The 24,727-nt window shown below is 57.8% G+C and carries 20 protein-coding genes; 5 read left to right on the top strand and 15 right to left on the bottom strand.

Annotated elements, in window-relative coordinates; genetic code table 11:
• Nucleotides 1-72: 72 nt before the first annotated feature.
• The 8 genes from CKW14_RS05665 to CKW14_RS05625 form a co-directional block, all read right to left on the bottom strand.
• Nucleotides 73-1,959, bottom strand: coding sequence for a hypothetical protein (locus tag CKW14_RS05665; protein ID WP_095124936.1), 1,887 nt, complete (start codon nt 1,957-1,959; stop codon nt 73-75).
• Nucleotides 1,960-2,008: 49 nt separating this feature from the next.
• Entirely contained in the window at nt 2,009-3,787 is a 1,779-nt protein-coding gene (locus CKW14_RS05660) for a hypothetical protein (protein WP_095124934.1), read from the bottom strand.
• An 80-nt stretch (nt 3,788-3,867) separates the two neighbouring features.
• Nucleotides 3,868-5,541, bottom strand: coding sequence for a hypothetical protein (locus CKW14_RS05655; RefSeq protein WP_095124932.1), 1,674 nt, complete (start codon nt 5,539-5,541; stop codon nt 3,868-3,870).
• Nucleotides 5,542-5,788: 247 nt separating this feature from the next.
• Entirely contained in the window at nt 5,789-7,633 is a 1,845-nt protein-coding gene (locus CKW14_RS29315; protein ID WP_141231783.1) for a hypothetical protein, read from the bottom strand.
• Nucleotides 7,634-7,778: 145 nt separating this feature from the next.
• The gene (locus CKW14_RS30140) at nt 7,779-11,324 is read right to left on the bottom strand and encodes a calcium-binding protein (RefSeq protein WP_256587183.1); all 3,546 of its coding nucleotides are present in this window, start codon (nt 11,322-11,324) and stop codon (nt 7,779-7,781) included.
• Nucleotides 11,325-11,558: 234 nt separating this feature from the next.
• Complete coding sequence (locus CKW14_RS05635) at nt 11,559-12,188, bottom strand: LysE family translocator (protein WP_038366975.1); 630 nt, start codon at nt 12,186-12,188, stop codon at nt 11,559-11,561.
• Nucleotides 12,189-12,277: 89 nt separating this feature from the next.
• Nucleotides 12,278-13,627, bottom strand: coding sequence for an NCS2 family permease (locus CKW14_RS05630; protein ID WP_007914003.1), 1,350 nt, complete (start codon nt 13,625-13,627; stop codon nt 12,278-12,280).
• Nucleotides 13,628-13,916: 289 nt separating this feature from the next.
• A complete protein-coding gene (locus CKW14_RS05625) occupies nt 13,917-14,363 on the bottom strand; it encodes a MarR family winged helix-turn-helix transcriptional regulator (RefSeq protein ID WP_093441687.1) in 447 nt (148 codons plus the stop codon).
• An 82-nt stretch (nt 14,364-14,445) separates the two neighbouring features.
• Between CKW14_RS05625 and CKW14_RS05620 the strand changes: the two genes are divergently transcribed.
• Nucleotides 14,446-15,612, top strand: coding sequence for a PLP-dependent aminotransferase family protein (locus tag CKW14_RS05620; protein ID WP_095050920.1), 1,167 nt, complete (start codon nt 14,446-14,448; stop codon nt 15,610-15,612).
• Between the two features lie 160 nt (nt 15,613-15,772).
• Here the strand turns inward: CKW14_RS05620 and CKW14_RS05615 are convergent, their stop codons facing one another.
• From CKW14_RS05615 to CKW14_RS05595, 5 genes are all read right to left on the bottom strand, one after another.
• Nucleotides 15,773-16,144, bottom strand: a complete 372-nt coding sequence (locus CKW14_RS05615; protein ID WP_093441696.1) for a glutathione S-transferase N-terminal domain-containing protein — start codon at nt 16,142-16,144, stop codon at nt 15,773-15,775.
• Nucleotides 16,145-16,248: 104 nt separating this feature from the next.
• A complete protein-coding gene (gene folE, locus CKW14_RS05610; RefSeq protein WP_003442011.1) occupies nt 16,249-16,794 on the bottom strand; it encodes a GTP cyclohydrolase I FolE in 546 nt (181 codons plus the stop codon).
• A gap of 77 nt (nt 16,795-16,871) precedes the next feature.
• The gene (locus CKW14_RS05605; RefSeq protein WP_038366959.1) at nt 16,872-17,429 is read right to left on the bottom strand and encodes a Smr/MutS family protein; all 558 of its coding nucleotides are present in this window, start codon (nt 17,427-17,429) and stop codon (nt 16,872-16,874) included.
• 74 nt (nt 17,430-17,503) lie between these two features.
• A complete protein-coding gene (locus CKW14_RS05600) occupies nt 17,504-17,824 on the bottom strand; it encodes a hypothetical protein (protein WP_007914024.1) in 321 nt (106 codons plus the stop codon).
• Nucleotides 17,825-17,954: 130 nt separating this feature from the next.
• A complete protein-coding gene (locus CKW14_RS05595) occupies nt 17,955-18,545 on the bottom strand; it encodes a cysteine hydrolase family protein (protein ID WP_007914026.1) in 591 nt (196 codons plus the stop codon).
• Between the two features lie 239 nt (nt 18,546-18,784).
• On the opposite strand from CKW14_RS05595, the gene prmB reads away from it, so the two are divergent.
• Nucleotides 18,785-19,693, top strand: coding sequence for a 50S ribosomal protein L3 N(5)-glutamine methyltransferase (prmB, locus tag CKW14_RS05590; RefSeq protein ID WP_095050922.1), 909 nt, complete (start codon nt 18,785-18,787; stop codon nt 19,691-19,693).
• 93 nt (nt 19,694-19,786) lie between these two features.
• Here the strand turns inward: prmB and CKW14_RS05585 are convergent, their stop codons facing one another.
• Nucleotides 19,787-20,578: a hypothetical protein gene (locus CKW14_RS05585; protein WP_093441710.1), complete on the bottom strand. Its 792-nt coding sequence runs from the start codon at nt 20,576-20,578 to the stop codon at nt 19,787-19,789.
• 99 nt (nt 20,579-20,677) lie between these two features.
• Nucleotides 20,678-21,631 carry an alpha/beta hydrolase gene (locus CKW14_RS05580; protein ID WP_095124993.1) on the bottom strand — a complete coding sequence of 318 codons (954 nt, stop codon included), beginning with the start codon at nt 21,629-21,631 and terminating at the stop codon, nt 20,678-20,680.
• Nucleotides 21,632-21,761: 130 nt separating this feature from the next.
• On the opposite strand from CKW14_RS05580, the gene aroC reads away from it, so the two are divergent.
• The 3 genes from aroC to CKW14_RS05565 are packed head-to-tail and all read left to right on the top strand — an operon-like array spanning nt 21,762 to nt 24,653.
• Nucleotides 21,762-22,853 carry a chorismate synthase gene (aroC, locus tag CKW14_RS05575; protein ID WP_095050923.1) on the top strand — a complete coding sequence of 364 codons (1,092 nt, stop codon included), beginning with the start codon at nt 21,762-21,764 and terminating at the stop codon, nt 22,851-22,853.
• 31 nt (nt 22,854-22,884) lie between these two features.
• Nucleotides 22,885-24,030 (top strand): MFS transporter, encoded by a 1,146-nt coding sequence (locus CKW14_RS05570; RefSeq protein WP_095050924.1) that lies wholly within the window; start codon nt 22,885-22,887, stop codon nt 24,028-24,030.
• Nucleotides 24,027-24,653 carry a methylthioribulose 1-phosphate dehydratase gene (locus CKW14_RS05565; RefSeq protein WP_095050925.1) on the top strand — a complete coding sequence of 209 codons (627 nt, stop codon included), beginning with the start codon at nt 24,027-24,029 and terminating at the stop codon, nt 24,651-24,653. The genes CKW14_RS05570 and CKW14_RS05565 overlap by 4 nt, the downstream gene beginning before the upstream one ends.
• Nucleotides 24,654-24,727 lie beyond the last annotated feature (74 nt).

Here is a 24,727-nt window from a genome sequence, read left to right as displayed (position 1 = left end):
CCGCTCACACTGCGGGCTTTTTTATGCCTGAGTAATCTGCCCGCCTGTGCTGCAGAGAACTCCGGAGCTCATTCAGCTGTGTCGGGTGACAATAAGGTTATGTTCGTGAGTGGGGAGAGGCTCGTTGGTGCCCAGCAAAAAAATGATTCTGTTGGTGTGCAAATGCACCATCAACTCGTCTTTGACCTGCACGTCCATGTTGTCGACAAAGACTCTTTTCTTGAGCCAGGCAACTGGATCAGGGAGAAAAACAGTGTTGTTTTGAATCCTGTCCATGAACAGGATGAAAACAGGATCAACCCCCGTTCGCTTGATCAATAAGGCATTCCCCTGGTTGGCGCCGAAATCATGGGCAATGTAGTAGCCGTGTGCGCTAAGAAGATCTTTGAACAGTGTTCGCGTTGTTCGGCGACCCCTTTGGTGTTGCGAGCCGGAGAACAATTTCGGGTTGAAGTCGATTCTTCGCAGACCTTCAGCGGAAGGTAGCGGCATACGCATGTAGCCATTTACGTCAGTCGCAAGCGGCGAGAGGAGCATCAGCGGGTCGCTCAAGTCTTGACGAGCGACTCTGTTATCGCCCGTGAAAATAGAGCGATTTTCCCAGTACTTGAAAGTCTCGAACAATGCACTGATCCCGGACCCTGTTATTTTCTCGGAGTGACTGGCTCGATTGAACATCTCCCGTGCGGCTTTACTTGCAGAGTGATCGGAAAGGTAGGGGAACTGATCGCTGACATATTGCGTCAGGGTTTTTTCAAATGGCCGACTCTCCACGATTCTCCATGCCGGATTGCCATGCCCCGTATTGCCCTCCCACTTCACCGCCGCCCTGGGTTGCAACTCAGGATTGGTCAGCAGCAACTGTTCGAAAGCATCGAAACGAGTAGCAGAAAACTGTGGCGGCTTGATGAAGGCAAAGGTGTCAATGGCGTGGCTCGGCTGGTCAAGTATCGCAAAGTGCTTGCCGCCGATTTCGATGGAGTCGCCGGCTGACGGTTTCGTCGTGGTTCCCCAGCCTTTCCATAATTCACTGATGCCCATGAGTACGAAGGGATTGAGAGGATCACTGTCTTCTGGCAGTCGAGGGCGTTTACTTGGGCTCGGGCCGGGCCTTTCCGACCGGGGGAGGGCACGGGAACTGCCTGCTTTTGGAGCTTGTTGTGTATCTGTAGTCGTCTGCAATTTACGGCGCCAGACGAATTGCCCGGGAATCTGCTCGAACGCTATATCCGGCACATTGATCGTTGTTGCTGAAGCCAGTTTGTATTCGCCTTGTTCGTTCCTGCGAACCAGAACGGTTCCTTCGGCGATATCGACATAGGTTTTCCCACGCGGCCCTTTGCGAATACCGTCCAGGGACTCCCGCGCGGCAGGCAGAAGGGTCGCCAGGTGCGGGTCGACGAGGATGATCGCTTGTAGTGGTTCGGCAGTCCGTTGCTGCGCAGACAGACTCCTCTGTCTGGAGTGAGCCGCGTACCACTGTGCCTCGATGCGCCAACGTGACTGGCCGTGGATTTTTTTCAGAATGGGTGGTGTCACGCCCGGGGCCGCGGGCCAGGGAATCTGGTAGTGACCGGCGGTGTTGAGTTCAACCCGGTAATGCCGGCCGTCTTCCAGGTGCGCGTAAATCTGGCCGCCCGGGGTCACGAATAACCCGTCGACGGACATGTGCGGCTGTAGAAGAGCGGTTTGTAATACCGGCAGGGATATCTCGGCCAGTCTGGCATTGGTTTCGGTGAGCAGCGGATCCGTTATGTAACTCACCACCACGCGTGGGGCGCCTGCCATTTCACTGCCAGACGTATTGGGAGTGGAAGTGTCGGGCGGTTGCTTCGTACCTGGCGCAAAAATGTCAGAACCCTGGGTGTTTTTGAGGCTGCCATTGCCAGCGGTAGATCTGTTGATCGCGGAGGTGTCGGGCGAAGCAGGGCGGACTGTAGTCTTTGTGGGTTTGGTCATTGAAGTGTCTCTTAGCTGTTCATGTTTTTTGGTTGACTGTCCTGTGCGGTCATTGGTCTTTGAAAATGAACAGCGTTGTCTGCCCCAGAACATCTGTTTGGGTGCCGCCGAGCAGGTAGCTGATCTTTTTTTCTGTGCGGTAAGTCGACAAAGGCTTTGATTCGCTGCTGGATGTTTGCAGCACGACTTCATTGTTCTCAAAAGGCTCAGGCCGAAATCGCTGCAGGCGCCCGTCGTTAAGAGGTGGCAGTTTCAGTACGAACACGTGATCGATTTTCTCGCGGTGAAACAACAATTCGTTTTCCGCAAGCGTGTTTGTCGGGCTGCTCACCACGTAACCGTCATCCTCCAGAACCTGCCTGAACAGCCTTCGCAGATTGGCCGCAGTGGGCGTCGTGGCGTACTCGTTCCAGTGGCGAGAGAAGCGCCCGGGATCAAAACCCAGGCGCATCAGGCCTTCACCCAGCGAGGCAGGAATCGCCAGGGTTGGTTCCGGTCCGGACAGAGGGCGCAACATGAGGAGCGGGTCGGCCAGCTCTCGATTCGGTGCTCTGCGCCGATCCCTGTTGGCCCAGTAACGAAACACTTGGTTCATCAGCGCCAGACCGGGGGCAATGATGATTTCCGATCGGTTCGCCTGATTGAACATGGCCCGGGCGAGTGAATTGACGGATTGATCCGACAAGTATTTGAAGGTTCTGGCGATGTACCGGGTGATCGGCATCTCGAAGGGCACGACACTGTCGAGGACCGTCCATTGGTGGTTTTGTTTAACCGCCCACTTAGGCTGCAGCGACGGGGTGTCCCGCAGCATGTATTCGAAAGCGTCATACAGGGCGGGTGAGAACAACGGATGCTGCAGGTAAACCAGTCGCGGGTTGGTATTCAGGTCTTGTTGCATCACCCGGTAATACTGCCCGTCGATCTCGATATGCTGGCCCAATGCTGGTCGGACACTGTGTCCCCAGTTTCGCCATAAACCGAAACTCAAGTTGATCGCGTCGGGGTTGTCCGAGAGCAGGCTTTCGGTCAGCGCCCGGGTGGCGTCTGTCCCCTCTTCCTGATGCGGGCGTTGTGTAGCCAAATCGGTTAGCCCGGTCTTGCGGCGCCACAGTCGCGTCCCGGGAATCTGTTCGAACAATAGAGCGGATACTTTGCGCGCCGTCGCGGAGGTCTGCTGATAGTGACCGTTGGCGTTTTTACGCACCATGACGGTTCCTTCTGCGGTATCGATATAGGTTTTTCGGTGCTTGTCGTAGCGAACGCCGTTCGGTGTTTGCAGGCGGGGGGAGAGCAGGGCGGCGGCATCGGGGGCGAGGTAGATCGGCTGTTCCCCGGGGATACGCTCAGCGGCTGCAACTGGCCCGTCATTGTCTGGGTTGTGCGCCAGCCAACTGGGTCGTTCGAAGGTCCAGACTGGCTGGCGCTCGGTTTTGATCAGGAAAGGACCCGCCAGATGCGGAGTGAAGTTGAAGGGAATCTGGTAGCGGCCATCGTGATGGATTTCGACCAGCAGATGCCCTGCATTTTCAACATGGGCGTACAGCTTTCCCTCCGGACTGGTGAACAATCCGCTGTCGGGATCCAGCCTTTGTAGCAGGTGCACTTGATCGGCAGGCCAGCTGATGGAGCGCAGAGCGGCCGCTACCGACACGGGGTAGACGGCGGATGCCTCGTGGACCCGCACCGGCGGTTGACGCACGGAATTGCTCGGCAGGTCTGCAGAGGGTTGCGTGTTTTCGCCGGGGATTCTGGGGACAATGCCAGCGGCATTTGGACGTGTGTCAGGCGCAATAACACCGGCCACACGCTTTGGTGGTTTGACCATTAACTGAATCTCTTGATTTGGATTGTGGGTGTGCAGGTGTCCGGACTTGCGGACGCACCGTTCAGGCGTTCAGCAGCGGCTCAGGCCTCTCTCACAATGAACAGCGTCGGGTAATCAGCGGATATGGGTTGTATACCCCCCACCAGATGGATGACTTCGGTGTGAGCCAACTGCACCTCAAGCGCCTGTTTTTGCGACACGCTGAGCCTCGTCAGATAGGCGGGGTCGATGAGTTCGGTACCTGCGGGTGTGGTGCGAGTAACCTGATTGCCAGCGATGGGTGGCAGCTTCAACACGAATAGAGCGGCAACGCCCGGGCGGTAAAAAATCAATGCACCTTCACTGAGTCGGCGCGTGGTCGGATTAATGCTGTAGCCGTTGTGTTGCAGGATGGTCGCCATCAATCCGCGCAGGTTTCCTGGCGTCGGCGCTGCTGCATAGGGGGCCCACTCTTGAGGAAACCGTTGTGGGTCGAAATCCAGGCGCTGTAATACGGCTGAGTTGTGCGCAGGCAGTGTGAGCAAGCGGCCGCCTGCCAGATGGCCGGGCGATGTCGGCAGTTTTGGCAGCATTATCAAAGGGTCCGCCAGTCCGTGTAGCGGGGGTTCGTGATTCACCCTGTCCAGCCAGTGGCGGAAGGTCAGCGCCATCACCGAAAGTCCATGGGCGTTGATGCCCTGAGGCAGTGAAAGCCGATCGAATAACGCCCGCGCGAGGTTGCTGGTCGCCTGCTCGGACAGATAGTTGTAGGCGGCGGAAACATATTGGGTGGCGGACATTTCGAACGGTGGAGCGTTGTCCAGAACCTTCCATTGGCCTTCGCGTTTCAGTGCCCATTTCGGTTGGCGCGAAGGCTCATGACGCAGCATGTTTTCGAACGCGTCATAGCGGTCCGGTGCAAATCCCGGGTGTTGCAAATAGACCAGTTCGGTATCGGCACTGACACCTTGCATGACGATCCGAAAGTGTTGCCCGTCGATCTCTATCGACTCGCCTGAATCGGGTTTTGTGGACTTCCCCCAGTTTCTCCACTGACCGGCGGAAAGATCCAGGGCGACGCCCGGCTGGGCTAACAGATGTTCGACCAGCGTGCTGGTACCGGTTGCAACATGGCTCTGTTCGTCCCGGCGTTGGCGCTTGCTCTGGCCGGGTATGGCATCGGTCGCTTCGGTGGACAGTGGATTGATTACGGCTGGGTCGCCTTGCTGCGGCGTGTCGATTTCACGCCAGAGTGTTGTCCCCGGAATCTGTTCCACTCTTTGTCCCGTCGGGGTTGATTCCCCGGCATGTGTCTGTCGCCAGCCTTCCGCAGTTTTGCTCACCATGACCATGCCGCCGACCATTTCGACGTAGGATTTCTTGCGTTTGTCGTAGCGAAACCCTTCTTCAGTGCCTGGTTGCAGCTTCAGTTGGGTTGCCGATTCGGGGTCGATATAGACCGGATGCGCTGGTCTTTCGCTGCTGGAAGCACCGGCCAGCGCAGACGGTCCGGTTTCGATGGATTGCTGCCTCACCCAATCAGAGGTTCGCGCTTCGCTCAATTGGCGATGCCGGGTGAACGGACGACCGACGATGACGCTGGGGCGGTCGGCGGGTGCTTCTGGCAACGCGTGTGATGAAGTGGCTTCGGTGTGCGGAGTGGAATGACCCGGTTCACCGGGAAGTGCTGCAACTGGAACAGGTAAAGGATTGGTTGCTCGGCTAGACGCCTCCGGTGACGCCGTGCGAGGAATTTTCCTGGGTGGTTTTGCCATGGACTTGCTCCGATGAATCGCTGATCAGTGATGCGGCCGGATATTCGGGAAGCGGATTCGATGTGCAATTGCGCGGCATCGTGTTTGCCCGACCCATTGGCTTCAAAGGCGTGATGTTCGGCAAAAACTCGCCACGGCGTGCGGTATATATGTATGGCGATGAGGGCAAGTGCTGCAGGGTGTTTCGAGGCGTTCGAAAGTCATGCCGACTCGCGCCGGCAGGGCCGGTGCGAGTCGTAGCGGGATCTCAGCGCTCCCTGAGCACGAACACCGAATCCGGAGTCGACTCAACCTTCAATACGCCCCCGATGAGCCAGACCACTTTGTTTTCCATGGTCGCGGTGGCCAGGGCGTGAAACGCCTCGTTGCCTATCCTGGCCGGCAGGCTGGGTTCTGCCAGTTCATTGCCCGGGGTGTGGGACAGGCCGACATGATCCACCACACCCAGTTTCATAAAATAAATCCGCTCACTGGTTCCGCGCCTGAATACCAGCGTTGGCATGCGGTGTTCGTATGTCAGGGGAAATATGTCATAGCCGCTGCGAACCAACAGGGCGCCAAGCAGGCGTCTGAGGTTCAGGTCGGTCGGGTAGGTTTTGTAGTGGTTCCATTCGACGGGAAAATGCTTGGGATCGAAGCTGAGTCGTTGCAGTTCGCCGTCGACCTGGGAGGGCATACGGATGAGTTTTTTACCGCGGAAATCGGTGGAAGGTGCCACTGCTAGCATGTTCAGCGGGTCGGCATACGCAGGTGCGGTGGGAAATGGCCGTTGTTTCCACTGATGCAGGACTGCCTGAATGTTGACCAGCCCGGTGCCGGTAATCATCGGTGTGTTGTCCGCGAGTTCGAACAGCCTTCTGGCGACGGCCCGTGCCGTGTCATCAGAGAAATCAGGGAATGTCTTGGCTACCGACTGCGAGATCGGTTCATCGAAGAAACGTTTTCCAGGGTGTATTTCTCCCGGATCGTTACCGATGCGAAATGTTGCAACAGGCTGCATCGAGGGCGCCGTACGGAGCATTTGTTCAAACGCATCGAAGTGTGTTGGCACAAAGTCAGGATGTTGCACAAAGTAGACTTTGGGGTGAGGGGTGGAACCCTTCGGCACCACCGGATAATGAAACCAGCCGAGCTGCACCGACTCCACCTGCGCTGGTTTGTTCAGATGGCCCCAGGGTAGCCAGAAAAACGGTGTTTGCTCGGCTGGAGCGCTGGCATCGAAGGTTATTGGTGCTAGTGGTTGTTCGGGGACGTTGACCCGCGCGCGTTTGCTTGGGCCGGGTTGCGGTTCGTCTGCTTCGGCCATTGGCCGCGACCTGCCTGCAGCGGGATGGTCGGGGGTTGGCAAGTGCGGATGCTTGCGGCGCCAGAGCACCGTTCCGGGAATCTGTTGAAAAAATACATCGGGCAAGTCTCTGCTTGTTGCCGAGGTCAGTTGATATTCACCTTGCAGGTTTTTCCGAACCATGACTGTGCCGTCTGCGGTATCGACGAAGGTATGTTTGAGTTTGTTGTATCGAAGTCCCCCCGTTGAGAGTTCTGCTCTGGTCAGCGTTTTTGCGTCATCGGGCGCAAGGTAGGTGAGGGACGGTGGCGTGGCAGGGGTGTCGGGTCGAGACTGTGTTGATTGCCAGCCAGGGCGCTGGATGTGCCAGCTGGCCTGGCCTTCAATCCTGGTCAGTACCGGGCCGGGAACACCGGGTGCAAAGGTCAGCGGAACGTAATAGTTGCCTTGCAGATCCCGTTCGACGACAAACCGGCCTTCGTTGCCGATTTGCGCATAGGTTCGTTGATCCGGGCCGGTGAACAGACCCGTGTTTTCTCCGCTTGGTATCAGCTCGTGCAATCGATCCTGTGGCCAGGCGATTGCACTGCGGGCGGCACGGTAGGTATCGGGCATATCACTGACGATGACGACGGGCGGGCGAGTGGTGGCGATACCGGGAGGTCCCGTGGTCGAGTCGACGCCAGGCAGTGCTGATTCAGGCAGGTTTGCAGTGACGCGATTACCCGAGCCTGACTGTGCAGGTCTGGTTGTAACAGTGGTATCTGCTGCCACTGTCACAGGAACTTTTTTGGGTGGTTTGGCCATGTGAAGTTACTCGTTGAGTGATGATGCGCGGGCACGTGCCTCAGCGCATTTTTCAGGCGCACTCGTCCGCATCCCTGTGGACACGTTCGGTTACTGCACTTCGGAGTGCGCACGTGGTTATCGGTTTTTGACGGGGGTGTGCGCGTCAAGCAGAGGGAGCAGTCATCAACGGCGGCTGTGCAAAGAGGGGGAGTTCTTGATGGCTGCACCGATTGACCACTTGCAGTGCTGAGTATTCAACGCGAGATTTGTCTCTGCGCAGGATCCAGCCGTGTGCGGGAAAGTTGTAACTCAGCGCCTCGGGACGGTTGTCGGCGAGCACGATGTTTCTCACTTTGATCTCTTGATTGGCCATTGCTGCAAAAGCCTCGGGCAAGTCTTTTGCCGAGCCGGGGTCTTCAAAGAAGCGGGCATCCAGACCATCCAGGTAAACCCTGTCGAAAGAGAGATCGACGGTATGGACAACCCCTTTCTCGGTAATGACTCGGACCTGATCGATCAGGTCTTCGCTTTCGTACTCCGGCAAATGAATAATGCAGGTGCCGATGTGCAGCTGGTTATTTTCCAGCCTGATCTCGACCTTGCCGAGTTTCGTCGCGTCGAGGTCCCAGGTGGAAGAGTAAGGCAGTCTGGCAGGGGCGTTTGCGAGTGCTCCCGGGGTAGACAATCTGATCGCTATATCGGCAACCAGGTGAATCAGGTAGGTGGAACCAGTACCTTCAAGATTCTGGATCGAGGTTTGCTCGGGATAGGAAAAAAGCGAACCGCATCCCGCCCTGTCGAATTTGAAGGGTTTGGTTTCAGGTAACTCAAAAGGAGTCTGATCTGTGCGCCGTGGCAGTGGTAGTGAGAGCTGCGTCGTCCAAGTATCAAAATCATTCGGATTATGGCTTTCAAGGGGGCAAACATCGGTTTCCGGTGTCAGTTGCAAATTGACCGTGACGCCACCTTTAAAAATGAGCACGACCCGGTAGTTGGGACGTGCGGCCATGGTTCGCAAGATCCTGATCATGTTTCTGGGGGCAAGTCCACCTTCCGCATAGGCGAACAAGCCAAATTTCAGTGTGTTGTGGCCGAAGTGATAAATCAGGTCGCATTCCGCAAAAAGTTCTCCATTTGACTTCTTCTCTCCCGAGGTGAAGTGCGCTTCAACCTGTGTCAGTTCGCTGATGTCGTAATCAAGATGCAGACGAACCACCGCTTCGGCACGTTTCACCAACCGGATTGTTGTGTTTTTCCTGGACCTTGGCAGGTAGTAACTCGCATCACGCTGATGATCGATCAGGCACTCGGGAGCGTGGAGGATAAGGGGGCTTTCGGGTGTTCCTTTTTTTACAACGACTACTTCGATTTCGAGGTTGTGGCCATTTTCGATGCTGTCGGGCAGGTCGGGGGCGTCAGGCAGTTTTAACGAGTAGCCGTCGCCGGTCATGAACGTGAATTTATTATTCTGCAATACGAAGTTGTTCGCGTCTTTCTTATACAGGCCTTGAATGATCACGACACTTTTCGGGTCGTCCGCAAATGCGAACCGGGAACTGATGATCAGCGCGCCATTCTCGATTGCCCAGCTTTCGATCAGTTCGTATTTCCAGTTGAGCAAAACAATACTTTCTTCTGTGCCGTCTTCGATGATGGCAATACGGCCTGGTTTGTGGTCAATGATGTATTCGTCAATGCCAGCCTCACCCGAGGCTGTTGCTCCGGGATACGTCAGATGGATTTGATCATTTCCGGGCCCCGCATTGATGGTGTCCTGGCCGCGCGAATTAATGATGTTGCGTTTATCCGAACCGGTCACAACACTGATGGCCCCGCTGACCGTTTCAACATTCTCGATACTTTCCAGAAGGCTGTGGAGAGTATATTTTTCACCCTCTTCTACAGACGGATCGGTTGCGATTACCTGCAGGGTTTGGGCCAGCAGATCGACGTCATAGCCTTTTCTATCGGTGCGGCGTGTGTAATTGCTTCCAGCCAGAACAAGCGTGTCGTTGCCTGCGCCGCCTTTCAGTGTTGAATACTCAGAAATCTGGGCATCCTGTACAAGCAGATCCCCTGCACCCTCGAACACGAAGCGGTCGTCTTTCTCACCCCCGGTCAGCTGTTTTTTTCCCGATCGGTAGTGAAAGCTGTTGGGTTTATTTTCAACGCCCTTGATTGAGTCCTGGCCCTCGCTGATGAACCAGAGAATGCCCTTGTTTTCGCCAACCGTACCCAACTCTGCACCTGGCGTATCCTTGGAAACCCCGTTGCGGGCGTCAATGATGTCATCGCCTCCCTTGATCTCGGGAACCTGGATCGTTTCCCAACGGTCCTGTTTGGTCCACCAGTTACGCTTGCGCACTCGGGAGGGTTTGAGGTGGACTTCAAACTTGCCATTAACGATGGCTTCGGTTGTGTCCTTTAGTTGCCCATCCAACAGTTTTCTGGCTGTTTCTTTCAATTGTTTCGCGTGTTGGAGCCTGGTTTTTGCCAGCAGATAGCGGTTTTGCACGGCCTGGTCAGGGTCCATCATGCAGAACGAAAACCAGCCTGTGCGCCAGCGCTCGTCCAGCGTCAGTTCGATGTAGTCATCAATGTCGTCGACCACGCGTACCGCGCCATAAATTTGCGATCCGATGGCCAGGATTGCTCCAGCTGCAAGCCCGACCGGGCCTGCAAATGAAAAGCCTGCCAACGCTGCCGCACCGAGGATGATCGTCATGGCGGCGCTGGTAATACTCAATCCAGCGCTCACGTAATGGTCCATGGCTTCTTTTCCGACGGCATTTTCAGCGGCATTGATCGATCTGACAGCGGTGAAGATATCGAACGGCAATGTCAGTGCGCCGCCGATCAAACCGCCGGAGCGACCCAGCCTCAGGGCAAACCGGGTTTTGGCAAAATCCATAAGGGCGCCTTGCCCGGCCGAGAGCATATTCGACGCAATTTTGCTGACGGCGATGTCAACAACAATGGAACCCACTTCCGTACCAATACCCAAGCTGTTGATGGCGACTTCGGTGGTGTTGTTTGCTTTGATAGCATCCACCACACCGCGTAAACCCATGAATATGCCGAAAGCTTGGATGCCGACACTCGAACCGAGCGCGGCGTAACTTTTCGCCAGGGACACCCAGCGAGGATTATGTTTGGGCAGGTTTGCGTGATACAGATCCAGTTTCTGTGCGGAATCCAGTAGTTTTACCAATTTGCTACGGTAGTTACCTTCGTCTGTAGAAACTTGCGAACTTTCTCTTATCAGGTGAGGGGCCGTCAGTGGGCGTTCGCTGGCCATTTCGAAAAGCAGTGTCGTCAACAAATAACTGTCCTTGCCTGTTGACGATTTCATATGGTGTTCAATGTCGACAGCACTGAACTGCAACGCGTTGATGAAAGATCGCTTGGGTACCCGGAAAAAGGTGCTTTTGCCACTCAGTGGTTGGCCGTCAAACGTGGCGCCCAAGGCATAAAGTGACACTCGTGTTATTGAAATATTGCCGATTTGCAGCGGGCCGAATACGGAGTCGACTATTTTCAATTGATCGACTTTGCTTTTTACTTTGATGCTGGTTGTTTCATCAGTTTCGGGTTTGAAATCAATGGTCGAAACATGATGTTCATTGCGCTCGAAACGCATGTCGGCGATGACGACGGCGTCGGTGATCTCTGCAGTTTCCAATGACGCTTTACGTATCAGGGTGGCCATGTGAACTTCCTTGTTCTGGCGGGTTTTTATTTATTTGAGTCGTGATAGTACGGTCGCCTTTTGAACGATGTACATCAACGGGTTGTTGCTGTGTATTGCGCTTGAGGGATGCAGTTGTTGCGGCGGGGAGATGTCGCGAGCAACACGAGCGGTCGCTGCGAATGCCATCCCTGACTTGAGTTTTTCAAGTCAGGGATGGCTATAGATAAATAAAAAGTTTGTGATCCAAATGTCTCAGTGACTGCTGAGCAACGATGCCGCGCCGGCGCCTCCGAACAAGCCGGCACTGATCCGGTTGAACCAGCTCTGTCCTTTGCCACTGCGCAAGTAACGCGCTGCGCCGTGGGCTCCGAGTCCGTAGGCCAGTTTGCACAGCAGATCCAGCAGAGTCCAGGTGGCGATCATCACCAGCAACTGCGGCAGGAAGGGCTGTTCGGCGCTGAGGAATTGCGGCAGGAAAGCGGCGAAGAACAGGATGTCTTTCGGGTTGCTGGCGCCCAGTACAAAGGCGCGCCCGAACAACGCGCGAAACCGTGGAACGGCGGCAGCTTGTGGCACGACGGCGCCGACCGATGGCTGGCGCGATTGCTGCCAGCTCTGCCAGGCCAGATAGAACAGATAGAGTCCGCCGACGATTTTCAGGGCACTGAACAGTTGCTCCGATGCCAGCAACAAGGCACCCAGCCCCAACGCCGAAGCACTGAGCAGGCAGATAGAGGCGAATACGCCACCGAGAAATGCCGGATAAGAACGGCGCAACCCATAATTCAGACTGTTGCTGATCATCAACAACGACAGTGGCCCCGGAATCAGAATCACCACCAATGCAGCGCCGCTGAACAGCAGCCAGGTTTCCAGACTCATCACTTTCCTCTTTTTTTGTTGTACTCAAGAATGTGCAAAAGCCCCACCCGATTGGGTGAGGCTGTGTTGAAGCTTGAACCGCGTGACGCTTACAAGAAGATGAACTTGGCGATGAAAATCGCGCAGAGCACCCACAGGCTCACGGAAATTTCCTTGTACTTGCCGGTACCAGCCTTCAACGCCACGTAGGTGATGAAGCCCAGCGCGATGCCGTCGGCGACCGAAAAGGTCAGTGGCATCATGATCGCGGTGACGATGGCCGGGATCGCGTCAGTGGCTTCGTCCCATTCGATGTGGGCCATGCCGCCCATCATCAGCATCGCCACATAGATCAGTGCACCGGCGGTGGCGTAAGCGGGAATCATGCCGGCCAGCGGTGCGAAGAACATCGCCGCTATAAATAGCACACCTACGGTGACTGCGGTAAGACCAGTCCGACCACCAGCGGCCACACCAGCGGCACTTTCTACGTAACTGGTGACTGGCGGGACACCGACCACGGCACCGAACACGCTGGATGCACTGTCGGCTTTCATCGCGCGGGAGAGGTTTTCGATACGGCCGTCAGCATTCACCAGATTGGCGCGCTGGGCGACGCCCATCAGCGTGCCGGCGGTGTCGAACATGTGCACAAAGAGGAAGGCGAGCACCACGCTGATCATGCTGACGTTAAACACGCCGGCGACGTTCATGGCCATGAAGGTCGGAGCCAGGCTTGGCGGGGTCGACATGATCCCTTCGTAGTGCACGATGCCCAGGCCCCAACCGGCCAGGGTCACGGTGATGATGCTGATGAGGATTGCGCCGAAGACTCGGTGGTAGCTGAGGATCGCGATCATCAGAAAGCAGATGGCCGCGAGCAGTGGGCCAGGTTCGCGCAGGGAGCCGAGTTTGATCAGTGTGGCCGGGCTATCGACGACGATACCCGCGGTTTTCAAGCCGATCAGGCCAAGGAACAGACCGACACCGGCACCCATCGCAAAGCGCAGGCTGACTGGAATGCTGTTCAGCAGCCACTCGCGAATTCGCGAGAAAGTCAGGATCATGAACAGCACACCGGAGACGAACACCGCACCCAGTGCAGTTTCCCAGTTGTAGCCCATGGTGCCGACCACGGTGTAAGTGAAGAATGCGTTGAGGCCCATGCCCGGCGCCAGACCCACTGGCCAGTTGGCGTACAGGCCCATCAACAGGCAGCCCAGCGCGGCGGCGATACAGGTGGCGACGAAGGCTGCACCGTGATCGATCCCGGCATCGGCCATGATGTTCGGGTTGACGAAGATGATGTAAGCCATGGTGATGAAGGTTGTCAGACCGGCAATCAGCTCGGTCTTCACCGTGGTGCCGTGCAAGCTGAGTTTAAACAGACGTTCCAGCAAGCCACTGCGTAATGGCGGCGAGAGGTCCAGCGTCGATGCTTCGGATTTGCGGCTTTCCACAGCGAGTACTCCTCAAGAGTTTTATTGTTATTTCCAGGGCCGGACCCATGAGGGGTGGCAGCGGCCCTTTGAGGCATACGCGAATTTGTTGACCATGCGGTCAGGAACTCGCACGCTGTGGATTATGCTTTTGTGTACAAATAAAGCAAATATTGTTTTTGGTTTTGTTTACGAAAGTTCCGTCGATAGCGATATATCGCCTGCACTGGCCCCTTCGCGAGCAGGCTCGCTCCCACGTTTGAAATGCGTGCCCCTGTGTGCGAGCTTGCCCGCGAAGAGGCAGTCCCATTCAGTCGAGAGCCGTCTGACTTTTCCCCAGCGCCATATTCACCGCCAGCCAGCCATTCACCGCCGCCTCGCCAGCCTCGGCAAACACTCGCTCCAGCAATTTCACCTGCTCACGCCGCAGCGCCTGTTCAAACTTCGCGCCTTCGGCCGTCAACTCCAGCAGACGCTTTCGCTTGTCGGCCTCGGACGCCACGCTGTCGACCAGATGCATTTCCTGTAACTGTCGCAACGGCATGTTCAAGGCCTGCTTGCTCACGCCAAGCAATCCCAGCAATTCCTTCACGCTCAAATTCGGGTATCGAGCGATGAAAAACACAATTCGCTGATGTACCCGCGACAGCCCACGGCGCTCGAGCATTTCATCAGCCTTGGCAGTGAAGGCCTGATAGCCGAAGAAAAACGCTTCCATCGCCTGTTGTTGGCTCGCGGGGTTTTTAAGGTCAAGCATATTGACGTACTCGCTCAAGCTGTCGTAATTTCAGTCAATCAGTTTGACTCATTATTCCCATGCCTCGCTACCGGTGACTTCCATGGCCTTTTCCGAACGTGTCGCGCGCCTTAAAAGCTCTTTGATCCGTGAAATCCTTGCCGCCGCCCAGCGCCCGGAAGTCATGTCGTTCGCCGGCGGATTGCCGGCCGAAGCGATGCTGCCGAAGGTCGAGTGGGCTGACATGCCGCTGTCACTCGGCCAATACGGCATGAGCGAAGGCGAACCGGCATTGCGCGAAGCCTTGGCAGCGGAGGCGAGGGCGCTGGGCCTGGAGTGCACCGCAAGTCAGGTACTGGTGGTCAGCGGCTCGCAGCAAACCCTCGATCTGGCGGCCAAGCTGTACATCGACAAGGGCACGGAAATTCTGCTTGAAGCGCCGACCTATCTCGCCGCATTGCAGATTTTCCAGCTATTCGGCGCCGATTGCCTGACCGTGCCGCAAGAAGCCGACGGCCCGAATCTGGCGCAATTGCGCAGTCGTCTCGAACAGCACCGGCCAGCGTTCATTTACCTGATCCCGACGTTCCAGAATCCGTCCGCCGTGCGTTACAGCGAAGCCAAGCGTGCAGCCGTAGCGGCATTGCTCGACGAATTCGGCGTCACCCTGATCGAGGACGAACCCTACCGCGAGCTGACTTTCGATGGCGGCAGCGCCAAGCCGATTGCCGGGCGTCTGCAGAAGGCGAGCTGGATCTACACCGGCACCGTGTCGAAAACCTTGTTGCCCGGTTTACGCGTCGGTTACTTGATCGCCAGCCCGGACCTGTTCCCGCATCTGCTCAAACTCAAGCAATCGGCAGATCTGCATACCAACCGCATCGGTCAGTGGCAGGCCCTGCAATGGATCGGCAGCGACAAGTATCTGCAGCATCTGAGTGAGTTGCGCGGCTTCTATCGGCAACGGCGCGATGCCTTCCAAACGGCGCTGGAAACGCACTTTTCTGATCTCGCCGACTGGAACATGCCGCAGGGCGGGCTGTTTTTCTGGCTGACGTTGAAGCAGCCGCTGGATACGCGAACGTTGCTCAATGAGGCGTTGGCCAATGACGTGGCGTTTATGCCGGGGGAGCCGTTCTTTCCGGATCCGGATAACCATCATGGGCATTTGCGCTTGAATTTCAGCCACATTGATCCGGCGCGACTGGATGAAGGGCTCAAGCGATTGGCGGCGGTGGTGCGCCAGGCGCTGCTAGAGAAAGCGGCCTGAAAACAATAAACCGGCTCGAGGGCCGGTTTATTTTTGTCTGGGATTTGCGGTGGCTGAGAGGGTCCCTTCGCGAGCAGGCTCACTCCCACAGTGGAAATGCATTCCAAAGGATGGGAGCGAGCATGCTCGCGAAGGCGTCAATCAACCCACAACATAATCATCAGACAGCGGCAAACCGCTTATCCAGATAATCAATAATCACCTTGGACTCATACATCCAGGTTGTCTGGCCATTCTCTTCAATGCGCAGGCAAGGCACCTTGATCCGGCCACCCTGATCCAGCAGCGTCTGACGATCCTGCTCGTTGTTCTTCGCATCCTTCAGCGCCACCGGTACATTCAGGCGACGCAGTGTGCGGCGGGTTTTCACGCAGAACGGGCAGGCATGGAACTGATACAGGGTCAGGCCTTGCGCGGCGGCGTTGACCTGGGCCTGAGTTTCGGCAGGACGCTGTTTCTTGCCCGGGCGGGTGATGAAGTCGATGAAGATAACCAGTTGGCCGAGGCCGACACGAAGCGCTTTGACGAACACGTTTAAAGCCTCACGGTGCAAATTGAGAAAGGCGCGCAGCTTACCCGATTTTTCACGGACGAAAAAAAACCGGCGATGAATGCCGGTTTTCTTCGCGCAACGAATTACTTGATGAGGCTGAGGAATTCGCTGCGGGTCGCTGCGTTTTCGCGGAACTCACCGAGCATCACCGAAGTGATCATCGACGAATTCTGCTTCTCGACACCGCGCATCATCATGCACATGTGCTTGGCCTCAATCACCACGGCTACGCCCAGCGCGCCGGTGACTTGCATCACTGCATCGGCGATCTGACGGCTGAGGTTTTCCTGGATCTGCAGGCGACGGGCGTACATGTCGACGATCCGCGCGACCTTAGACAGGCCCAGCACTTTGCCGCTCGGGATGTACGCAACATGCGCCTTGCCGATGAACGGCAGCAGGTGGTGTTCGCACAACGAGTACAACTCGATGTCCTTGACCAGCACCATTTCGCTGTTGTCGGAGCTGAACAGGGCACCGTTGGTGACCTCTTCGAGCGTCTGTTCATAACCGCGGCAGAGGTACTGCATGGCTTTGGCGGCACGTTTTGGCGTGTCGAGCAGGCCCTCGCGGGACACGTCCTCGCCCAATTGGCCGAGAATCGCGGTGTAATTCTGTTCCAGGGACATGAAACTACCTGTGGGGATTTTCGCAAAGGGCAAGGGTACGGTGGCGGACACAACCCTGCAAGTTCGGTGTAACGCGATTATTCGTCGCGGCCTTCCATCATGGTGCGTTTGAGCATCACGTAAACCGCGCCGGCACCGCCGTGTTTCGCCTGACACGAGCAGAAACCCAGCACTTGGGCATGCTGGCGCAACCAGGTGTTGACGTGGCTTTTGATCATCGGCCGCTTGCCGTCCAGGCGCACAGCCTTGCCGTGGGTGACGCGTACGCAGCGGATTTCGAATTTAGTCGCTTCGGCAAGAAAGGCCCAGAGGGTTTCGCGGGCCTTTTCCACGCTCATGCCGTGCAGGTCGAGGCTGCCTTCGAACGGGATCTGGCCGACCTTGAGCTTGCGCATCTGACTTTCCTGCACGCCGTCACGGGACCACATCAACTCGTCTTCCGGGCCGACGTCGATCACGAACTGGTCGGACAGACCATCCACGGTAGCAGTGTCGGTGCGCACGGTGGCGGACTGGCGCAGCTTGGCGATCTGTGCGCGGTCAGCCTTGGGTTTGCCGGTGTCGGCGCGGTCGTGCTTGATCGGCTTGACGCCTTGGATCGCACTTTTGAACAGGGAAAAATCGTCGTCTTGCATGTCAGCCTCCGCGAAGGGCGGCCAGTTTACCCAAGTCGAAACAAAACGGCCCGGCAAAAAGCCAGGCCGGTGATTCAGTCGTGTTTTTTCATCAGGTGCGGGGACATGTTCAGTTCCCGCGATTGCCGGGCGCGACGCCGGCAACGACGCCACAGGGCGACACCGAAATACAGAAACAGCAAGCCGACTGCCAGAATGATCGCCGAACCCATCGGCGTGGCATTCAAATCACCGAGCGCTGGCGGGCGCCCGAGCAGGCTGGCGGCCCCGGCCATCGCCAGCAGCACACCGAACGTCGCCAGAATGGCGGCAATCGCCGCGCCGAATCGAAAACGCCAGTTGCTTTGGCCTTTGGGCCGCAAGCGGCGTGCGTCAAATCCATCGGATAACTTCATTCCGACCTTCCTCAATGGGTATCGGCCCTTCGACCGGGAGTTGACCGGGTTGTTCCTGAGGCTATGGCATTTGCGGCAAATGAGAGGATTTTGCAGATGAGCGGCGCCACGAGCCGCCCATCAGAGCCGATCAGATCAGGTCTTGAGTCAACGCGAGCGTGGCGAAATTGTCCGCCATGATCGCCATTTCGGCTTCCTGCACCACGGCGGCGCTGAGCACTCGGCCCTTGAATGGCAGGTCGCGGGTGGCGCAGGCGTCTTCGACCAGAGTGCAGCGGAAACCCAGATTCTTCGCCGCACGTACGGTGGTGCTGACACTGGAGTGGCTCATGAAACCGCAGACGATCAGGTCCAGTGAGCCAAGGTTTTGCAAACGGTCCAGCAACTCGGTGCCGTGGAACGCGCTCGGCAGCAGTTTGCCGATAATGGTTTCATCGCCCTGTGGCTCGAGGCCAGGGATGAATTCGCCGCGTTCGCCCTGCGGGTCGAACAGGCCGCCGACGGTGCCGAGGTGACGCACGTGCACGATCGGCCGACCGGCTGCACGGGCTGCGGCAACCACTTGCTTGATGTTTGCGACGGCCGCGTCCATGCCGCTCAGGGCCAGCGGGCCACTGAGATATTCTTTCTGGGCATCGATGATGACCACGGTGGCATGGCTCAGTGTGGCCGCTGCGTAACCGCGACCGCTGAGTTGAAACATCGTTTTTGGAACGGACATTCTGGGGCTCCTTGGGGTGGGGCTTTTGCGACATTGTCCTCTGGCTGAGCGGTTCTGTGAATCGCTACCATCGTAGGCACCGTCGTTATTGGCCTGCAGCCTTGTCAAGTTACACGTTCTGTTCAATAGCCGATGCAAAAAACAGAAAACTCCTACCGTCGGTGCGATGTTTTTCCTGCGTCGTCGTCGCGCGTTTTGGCTGCTAGAATCGCCAGTCGTTTTTTCTGGAGTTCTGCCCCGTGATCACTTCCCGACTTCGTACCCTGCGCGACCATATTCGTTGGGCCGTCAGCCGCTTCCATGGGGAGGATCTGTTTTTCGGCCATGGCACCGACAATGCCTGGGACGAAGCGCGGCAGCTTGTGCTGGGAGCTTTGCACCTGCCTTGGGAAATCGCCGACAGCTACCTCGATTGCGCGCTGGAAGACGACGAGCTGGTCAATTTGCAGCGTTTGCTCAAGCGCCGTATCGAAGAGCGCATTCCGACCGCTTACCTGTTGGGTGAGGCATGGTTCTGCGGCATGTCGTTCATCGTCGATGAGCGTGTGTTGATCCCGCGCTCGCCGATTGGCGAACTGATCGAAAACCGTTTCGCCCCGTGGATCGGCAGCGAGCCTGCGCGGATTCTCGACCTGTGCACCGGTTCCGGTTGCATCGGTATCGCCTGTGCCTACGAGTTTCAGAACGCCGAAGTGGTGCTGGCCGATCTGTCGTTCGAAGCGCTGGAAGTGGCCAACCAGAACATCGAGCGCCATGGCGTCGATGAGCGCGTCTATACCGTGCAGGGCGATGGGTTTGATGGCTTGCCGGGCCAGCGTTTCGACCTGATCGTGTCGAACCCGCCTTACGTGGATGCGGAAGATTTCGCCGACATGCCGGACGAATATCAGCATGAACCGGAGCTGGGCCTGGCGTGTGGCGACGATGGCTTGAACCTGGTGCGACGCATGCTCGCTGAAGCGGCCGATCATCTGACCGAGAAGGGGTTGTTGATTGTCGAGGTGGGCAACAGCCAGGTACACGTTGACGCGTTGTACCCGGAAGTCGATTTCGCCTGGCTCGAATTCGAGCGTGGCGGGCATGGCGTGTTCATGTTGACGGCGGAGCAGTGTCGCGATCATCAGGCGCTGTTCGCTGCCCGCGTCTGACCCGTTAAAAGCAAAAGATCGCAGCCTTCGGCAGCTCCTACAGGGATTACCGCATTCCAATGTAGGAGCTGCCGAAGGCTGCGATCTTTTGATCTACCGGTGCGTAGCAATCCAGATCAACAGCCCCGCCTGAAACACCGCAAACGCCACCAGACAGGTAATGGTGAAACGCAGCCCGGCGTCTTCACGCTTGAACTTGCTGACCTTCTCTTCCTGTTTCTTCAGCTTCACTTCCTGCTCAGCCAGATTCTGTTCGGCCTGCTGCAGCATCTGTGCCGCTTCAAGAATCTCGACGATCTGCAGCTTTTCGCTGTTCCAGTCGCCGAGCAAATCGCCGACCAATACATCCTTGACGCTGCCCTTCAAGTGCTGGGCATCGGCGTACACCACATCAAAACCATGCACCCGCAGGAAATGATCGCGACGCAGACGGGTGTCTTCGTTCAGCGCGTCCTTGTTGTTCAAGTCCATGCCGTCAACGGTGTAGGTCGGCCAGCGCTTTTTCGCCCAATTGATGCCTTGCGCGGCCATGTAACGGCCGATGCCACGGTTCATTGGTTCGATCTGCAAGCCACTGTCGGGGCCGAAGTGCACACGTTTGGTCGTGTGATCGACCCACACGTCCAGCTGATTCTGCTCTTTGCGCACACGCTGGCCGGGCAGCTTGATCGTCATGCGCATCAGGCTTTTTTCTTTGCTGTTGCGCTCGGCATAGCCGAATTCGACGAAGCGCAAGGGGCGGCCGCCAGTGTTGCGGTCGGTCTGCAATGGGGCCAGGCGGAGCATCTTGTGGTGCTCGACGTGGACATCCGCCCACGGCAGCTCGACCGCTGGCGGTGCGTCTTTTTCAGCGGTGGTGTCGGGTGAAGTCGGGGTATCAGTCATAACGGCGAGATCCTGTCCAAGCCCTGCTTGTCGCCAGCCGTTGCGCTGGCGACAAAGGCTTATCGGCCGTTTTTTGCAGGACTAGAGGGTAAACCGCGCTTAACGGGTGCGAAGTCCGTCAATAAACTCGATGATCTTCGCGCCAAGTTCCGCCGCCAGTGGCAAATTCGGATCCTTGTACGAAGCCAATTGCCGCTTCATATCGTTGTGGACGATGCGCATGACGTGGTTCATGCCGTCGATCACCGCCAGTTCGGCGTCGGGTTTGGCGGCTTTCAGCGCCCGCGCATCGCCAACGCCGACCTGCATGTCGTTGCTGCCCTGGACGATCAGCGCCGGCATCTTCAATTGCGCGAAGGCTTTCGCGGGATCCTGACGGAACAGCGAAATCAGATACGGCTGCACGCTCGGGCGGAAAATCACCTGCAGCGGTTGCGGCACATTGTCGTCAGTCTGGCCGGCCTTGAGGCTGTCGAGCAATTCATTGCTGCGTAGCATCAACGGAGGTGGGAGGCTGCGAGCCAATTGCTCGCGGATCACCTGATCGACCGGGCGCGCGCTGCCGGACAGGGAAATCACCGCAGCGGCGTCCACTTTCGGCGCGGCGAGGCTGGCAATCAGCGCGCCTTCACTGTGGCCGAGCAGGATCAATTTGCCGAAACGCGGGTCGGCCTTGAGTTTCTGCCCCCACGCCACTGCGTCCGCCGCATAGGCCTCCACCGATAAATTGCGCTCATCCGGCGTCGCCGCCAGGCTCGTCGCAACACCGCGCTTGTCGTAACGCACACTGGCGATATTGTGTTTGGCCAGCACCCACGCCAGGCGCTTGAGGCTGTCGTTGCGCCCGCCGTCGGGGTTGTTTCCGTCGCGATCCGTAGGACCGGAGCCAGAAATAATCAGGACAACCGGCACAGGGTTGTCAGATTTTGGCAGCAGCAGCGAACCGAAAAGTTCGCCGGTGCCGGTATCCAAAGTGACCGGGCGTTGTAGGACCGTCGCTTGGGCAAAGCCCGTAAAGAGGGTAAGACTCAAGATCAAAACTCGCAGCATCATCACGCCATCATTCGCCAAGGTGCCGGTTGGACTCGCCAGCACCACTAAGGTTCGAGGATGAACTACTCGGTTAGCCTGCGTATACTGGCGCGCATCACGAATTTGGGTTTGATTTCACGGAGCGTCCTGCATGTCCGGCAATACCTACGGCAAGTTGTTCACTGTCACCACCGCTGGCGAGAGCCATGGTCCGGCGTTGGTCGCCATTGTCGACGGCTGCCCGCCGGGCCTGGAGATCTCCCTCGAAGACCTGCAGCGCGACCTCGATCGCCGCAAGCCAGGCACCAGCCGCCACACCACCCAGCGTCAAGAAGCCGACGAAGTCGAAATCCTCTCTGGCGTATTCGAAGGCCGCACCACCGGTTGCTCGATCGGCCTGCTGATCCGCAACACCGACCAGAAGTCCAAGGACTACTCGGCGATCAAGGATCTGTTCCGCCCAGCCCACGCCGACTACACCTACCACCACAAATACGGCGAGCGCGACTACCGTGGCGGTGGTCGCAGCTCGGCGCGCGAAACCGCGATGCGCGTGGCGGCCGGTGCGATCGCGAAGAAATACCTGGCCACCCAAGGCATCGTCATTCGTGGCTACATGAGCCAGCTCGGCCCGATCGAAATCCCGTTCAAGACCTGGGATTCGGTGGAAGAGAACGCTTTCTTCTGCCCGGACCCGGACAAAGTGCCGGAGCTTGAGGCCTACATGGATCAATTGCGTCGCGATCAAGACTCGGTTGGGGCGAAGATCACTGTCGTTGCCGAAGGCGTGATGCCGGGTCTGGGCGAGCCGATCTTCGATCGCCTCGATGCTGAACTGGCCCACGCACTGATGAGCATCAACGCGGTGAAAGGCGTGGAAATCGGCGCCGGTTTTGCCTCGGTTGCCCAGCGCGGCACCGAGCACCGCGATGAAATGACCCCGGAAGGTTTCCTCAGCAACAACGCAGGCGGCATCCTCGGTGGTATTTCGTCCGGTCAGCCGATCGTTGCGCATCTGGCCTTGAAGCCGACGTCGAGCATCACCACCCCGGGCCGTTCGATCGATATCCACGGCAACCCTGTGGACGTGATCACCAAGGGCCGTCACGACCCGTGCGTCGGCATCCGCGCCACGCCGATTGCCGAAGCGATGATGGCCATCGTGCTGATGGATCACTTGCTGCGTCACCGTGGCCAGAACGCCGATGTGCGCGTGAGCACCCCGGTGCTGAGCCAGCTTTGATGGCGGGCTCTGAAGCCGTCGCGGCATAACCGTGACGGCGCTCCCTTACTGGCGGCTGTCCAGTTTCTATCTGTTCTATTTCGCCTTGCTCGGGTCGACAGCGCCGTTTCTGGCGCTGTACTTCGACCACCTCGGCTTCAGTCCCGCGCGGATCGGTGAGCTGGTCGCAATCCCGATGCTGATGCGCTGTGTGGCGCCGAACATCTGGGGCTGGCTCGGCGATTACACCGGCAAACGCCTGGCCATCGTGCGCTTCGGCGCGGTGTGTACGCTGCTGACTTTTTCGTTGATTTTCGTCAGCAAAACCTACGCCTGGCTGGCGATGGTCATGGCGCTGCACGCGTTCTTCTGGCACGCGGTGCTGCCGCAGTTCGAAGTCATCACCCTGGCGCATTTGCAGGGGCAGACCTCGCGCTACAGCCAAATCCGCTTATGGGGCTCGATCGGTTTCATCATCACCGTGGTCGCGCTTGGCCGATTGTTCGAATGGCTCAGCCTCGATATCTACCCGGCGGCGCTGGTGCTGATCATGGCTGGCATCGTCCTCAGCAGCTTGTGGGTGCCGAACGCGCAACCGCCGCAAGGCAATCGGCCGAGCGGGGAGGGCTTTCTCAAGCAACTGCGCAACCCCGGCGTGCTGGCGTTCTATGGCTGCGTGGCGCTGATGCAATTGAGCCACGGCCCGTATTACACCTTTCTGACCTTGCACCTTGAACGCCTCGGCTACACCCGCGGCACCATCGGCATGCTCTGGGCCGTGGGTGTCGTTGCCGAAGTGCTGATGTTCATGGCGATGAGCCGGATTCTTGCGCGGTTTTCCCTGCGCCGGGTGCTGATGGCAAGTTTTCTGCTGGCGGCGCTGCGCTGGTTGCTGCTAGGTTCGTTCGCCGAGTTCTTGTGGGTGCTGTTGTTTGCGCAGGTGCTTCACGCGGCGACCTTCGGCAGTTTTCACGCCGCTGCCATCGCTTTCGTGCAACGTAGCTTCGGCGCGCGCCAGCAAGGGCAGGGCCAGGCGCTGTACGCCGCACTGGCCGGCACCGGCGGCGCCATGGGCGCGTTGTATTCCGGCTACAGCTGGAATGCCCTCGGCGCGACATTGACCTTTAGTATTGCCAGTCTCGCGGCGCTCGCTGCTGCCGTTATCATTGCCACACGTATGCAAGAGGACAGGCCATGAGCCTTACGCGTGAACAACTCGCCCAGCAAATCGTCGATGCCGGGCGCTTTCTTTATGGTCGCGGCTGGTCGCCGGCCACCAGCAGCAACTATTCGACGCGCCTCTCGCCAAGCGAAGCGCTGCTGACCGTGTCGGGCAAGCACAAGGGCCAGTTGAGTGTGGACGATGTGCTCGCCACCGACCTTTCCGGCAATAGCCTGGAACCGGGCAAAAAGCCGTCCGCCGAAACCCTGCTGCACACCCAGCTGTATAGCTGGCGGCCGGAGATCGGCGCAGTGCTGCACACCCATTCGGTCAATGCCACGGTGCTGTCGCGCCTGACTCCGCAAGACTTTATCGAGTTCGAAGACTACGAGCTGCAAAAAGCCTTCAGTGGCATCTCGACCCACGAATCGCGGGTGCGCGTGCCGATTTTCGACAACGATCAGGACATTGCGCGCCTCGCCGCCAAGGTGCAGCCTTGGCTCGACGCCCATCCTGATTGTGTCGGTTACCTGATTCGCGGCCACGGCCTCTACACCTGGGGCGCGCAGATGAACGACGCGCTGCGGCAGATCGAGGCCTTTGAATTTCTGTTTGAATGCGAGTTGAAAACCCGCAGCGTCATGAACCGCCAAGGCTGACTTCACCAGAAGTAGCCCATTTGCCTGATGAAATGCTGTGCCCGACCGGTCTGCAAGAACCGGACGGCAAGGCC

The sequence above is a fragment of the Pseudomonas sp. Irchel s3a12 genome (assembly GCF_900187485.1).
In the GTDB taxonomy this organism is placed as follows: Bacteria; Pseudomonadota; Gammaproteobacteria; order Pseudomonadales; family Pseudomonadaceae; genus Aquipseudomonas; species Aquipseudomonas neuropathica.
This window is presented reverse-complemented; position numbering and strand designations above follow the sequence as displayed.

Coding starts and splice junctions, on each gene's coding strand:
- CKW14_RS05595 (WP_007914026.1), bottom strand. CDS start 18,545: ATGTCCGTTCCAAAAACGATGTTTCAACTCAGCGGTCGCGGTTACGCA.
- CKW14_RS05605 (WP_038366959.1), bottom strand. CDS start 17,429: ATGCAAGACGACGATTTTTCCCTGTTCAAAAGTGCGATCCAAGGCGTC.
- CKW14_RS05635 (WP_038366975.1), bottom strand. CDS start 12,188: ATGAGTCTGGAAACCTGGCTGCTGTTCAGCGGCGCTGCATTGGTGGTG.
- CKW14_RS30140 (WP_256587183.1), bottom strand. CDS start 11,324: ATGGCCACCCTGATACGTAAAGCGTCATTGGAAACTGCAGAGATCACC.
- CKW14_RS05620 (WP_095050920.1), top strand. CDS start 14,446: ATGGCCTTTTCCGAACGTGTCGCGCGCCTTAAAAGCTCTTTGATCCGT.
- CKW14_RS05655 (WP_095124932.1), bottom strand. CDS start 5,541: ATGGCAAAACCACCCAGGAAAATTCCTCGCACGGCGTCACCGGAGGCG.
- CKW14_RS05600 (WP_007914024.1), bottom strand. CDS start 17,824: ATGAAGTTATCCGATGGATTTGACGCACGCCGCTTGCGGCCCAAAGGC.
- aroC (WP_095050923.1), top strand. CDS start 21,762: ATGTCCGGCAATACCTACGGCAAGTTGTTCACTGTCACCACCGCTGGC.
- CKW14_RS05580 (WP_095124993.1), bottom strand. CDS start 21,631: ATGATGCTGCGAGTTTTGATCTTGAGTCTTACCCTCTTTACGGGCTTT.
- CKW14_RS29315 (WP_141231783.1), bottom strand. CDS start 7,633: ATGGCCAAACCACCCAAAAAAGTTCCTGTGACAGTGGCAGCAGATACC.
- CKW14_RS05565 (WP_095050925.1), top strand. CDS start 24,027: ATGAGCCTTACGCGTGAACAACTCGCCCAGCAAATCGTCGATGCCGGG.
- CKW14_RS05585 (WP_093441710.1), bottom strand. CDS start 20,578: ATGACTGATACCCCGACTTCACCCGACACCACCGCTGAAAAAGACGCA.
- CKW14_RS05665 (WP_095124936.1), bottom strand. CDS start 1,959: ATGACCAAACCCACAAAGACTACAGTCCGCCCTGCTTCGCCCGACACC.
- CKW14_RS05625 (WP_093441687.1), bottom strand. CDS start 14,363: ATGCTTGACCTTAAAAACCCCGCGAGCCAACAACAGGCGATGGAAGCG.
- folE (WP_003442011.1), bottom strand. CDS start 16,794: ATGTCCCTGGAACAGAATTACACCGCGATTCTCGGCCAATTGGGCGAG.
- CKW14_RS05660 (WP_095124934.1), bottom strand. CDS start 3,787: ATGGTCAAACCACCAAAGCGTGTGGCCGGTGTTATTGCGCCTGACACA.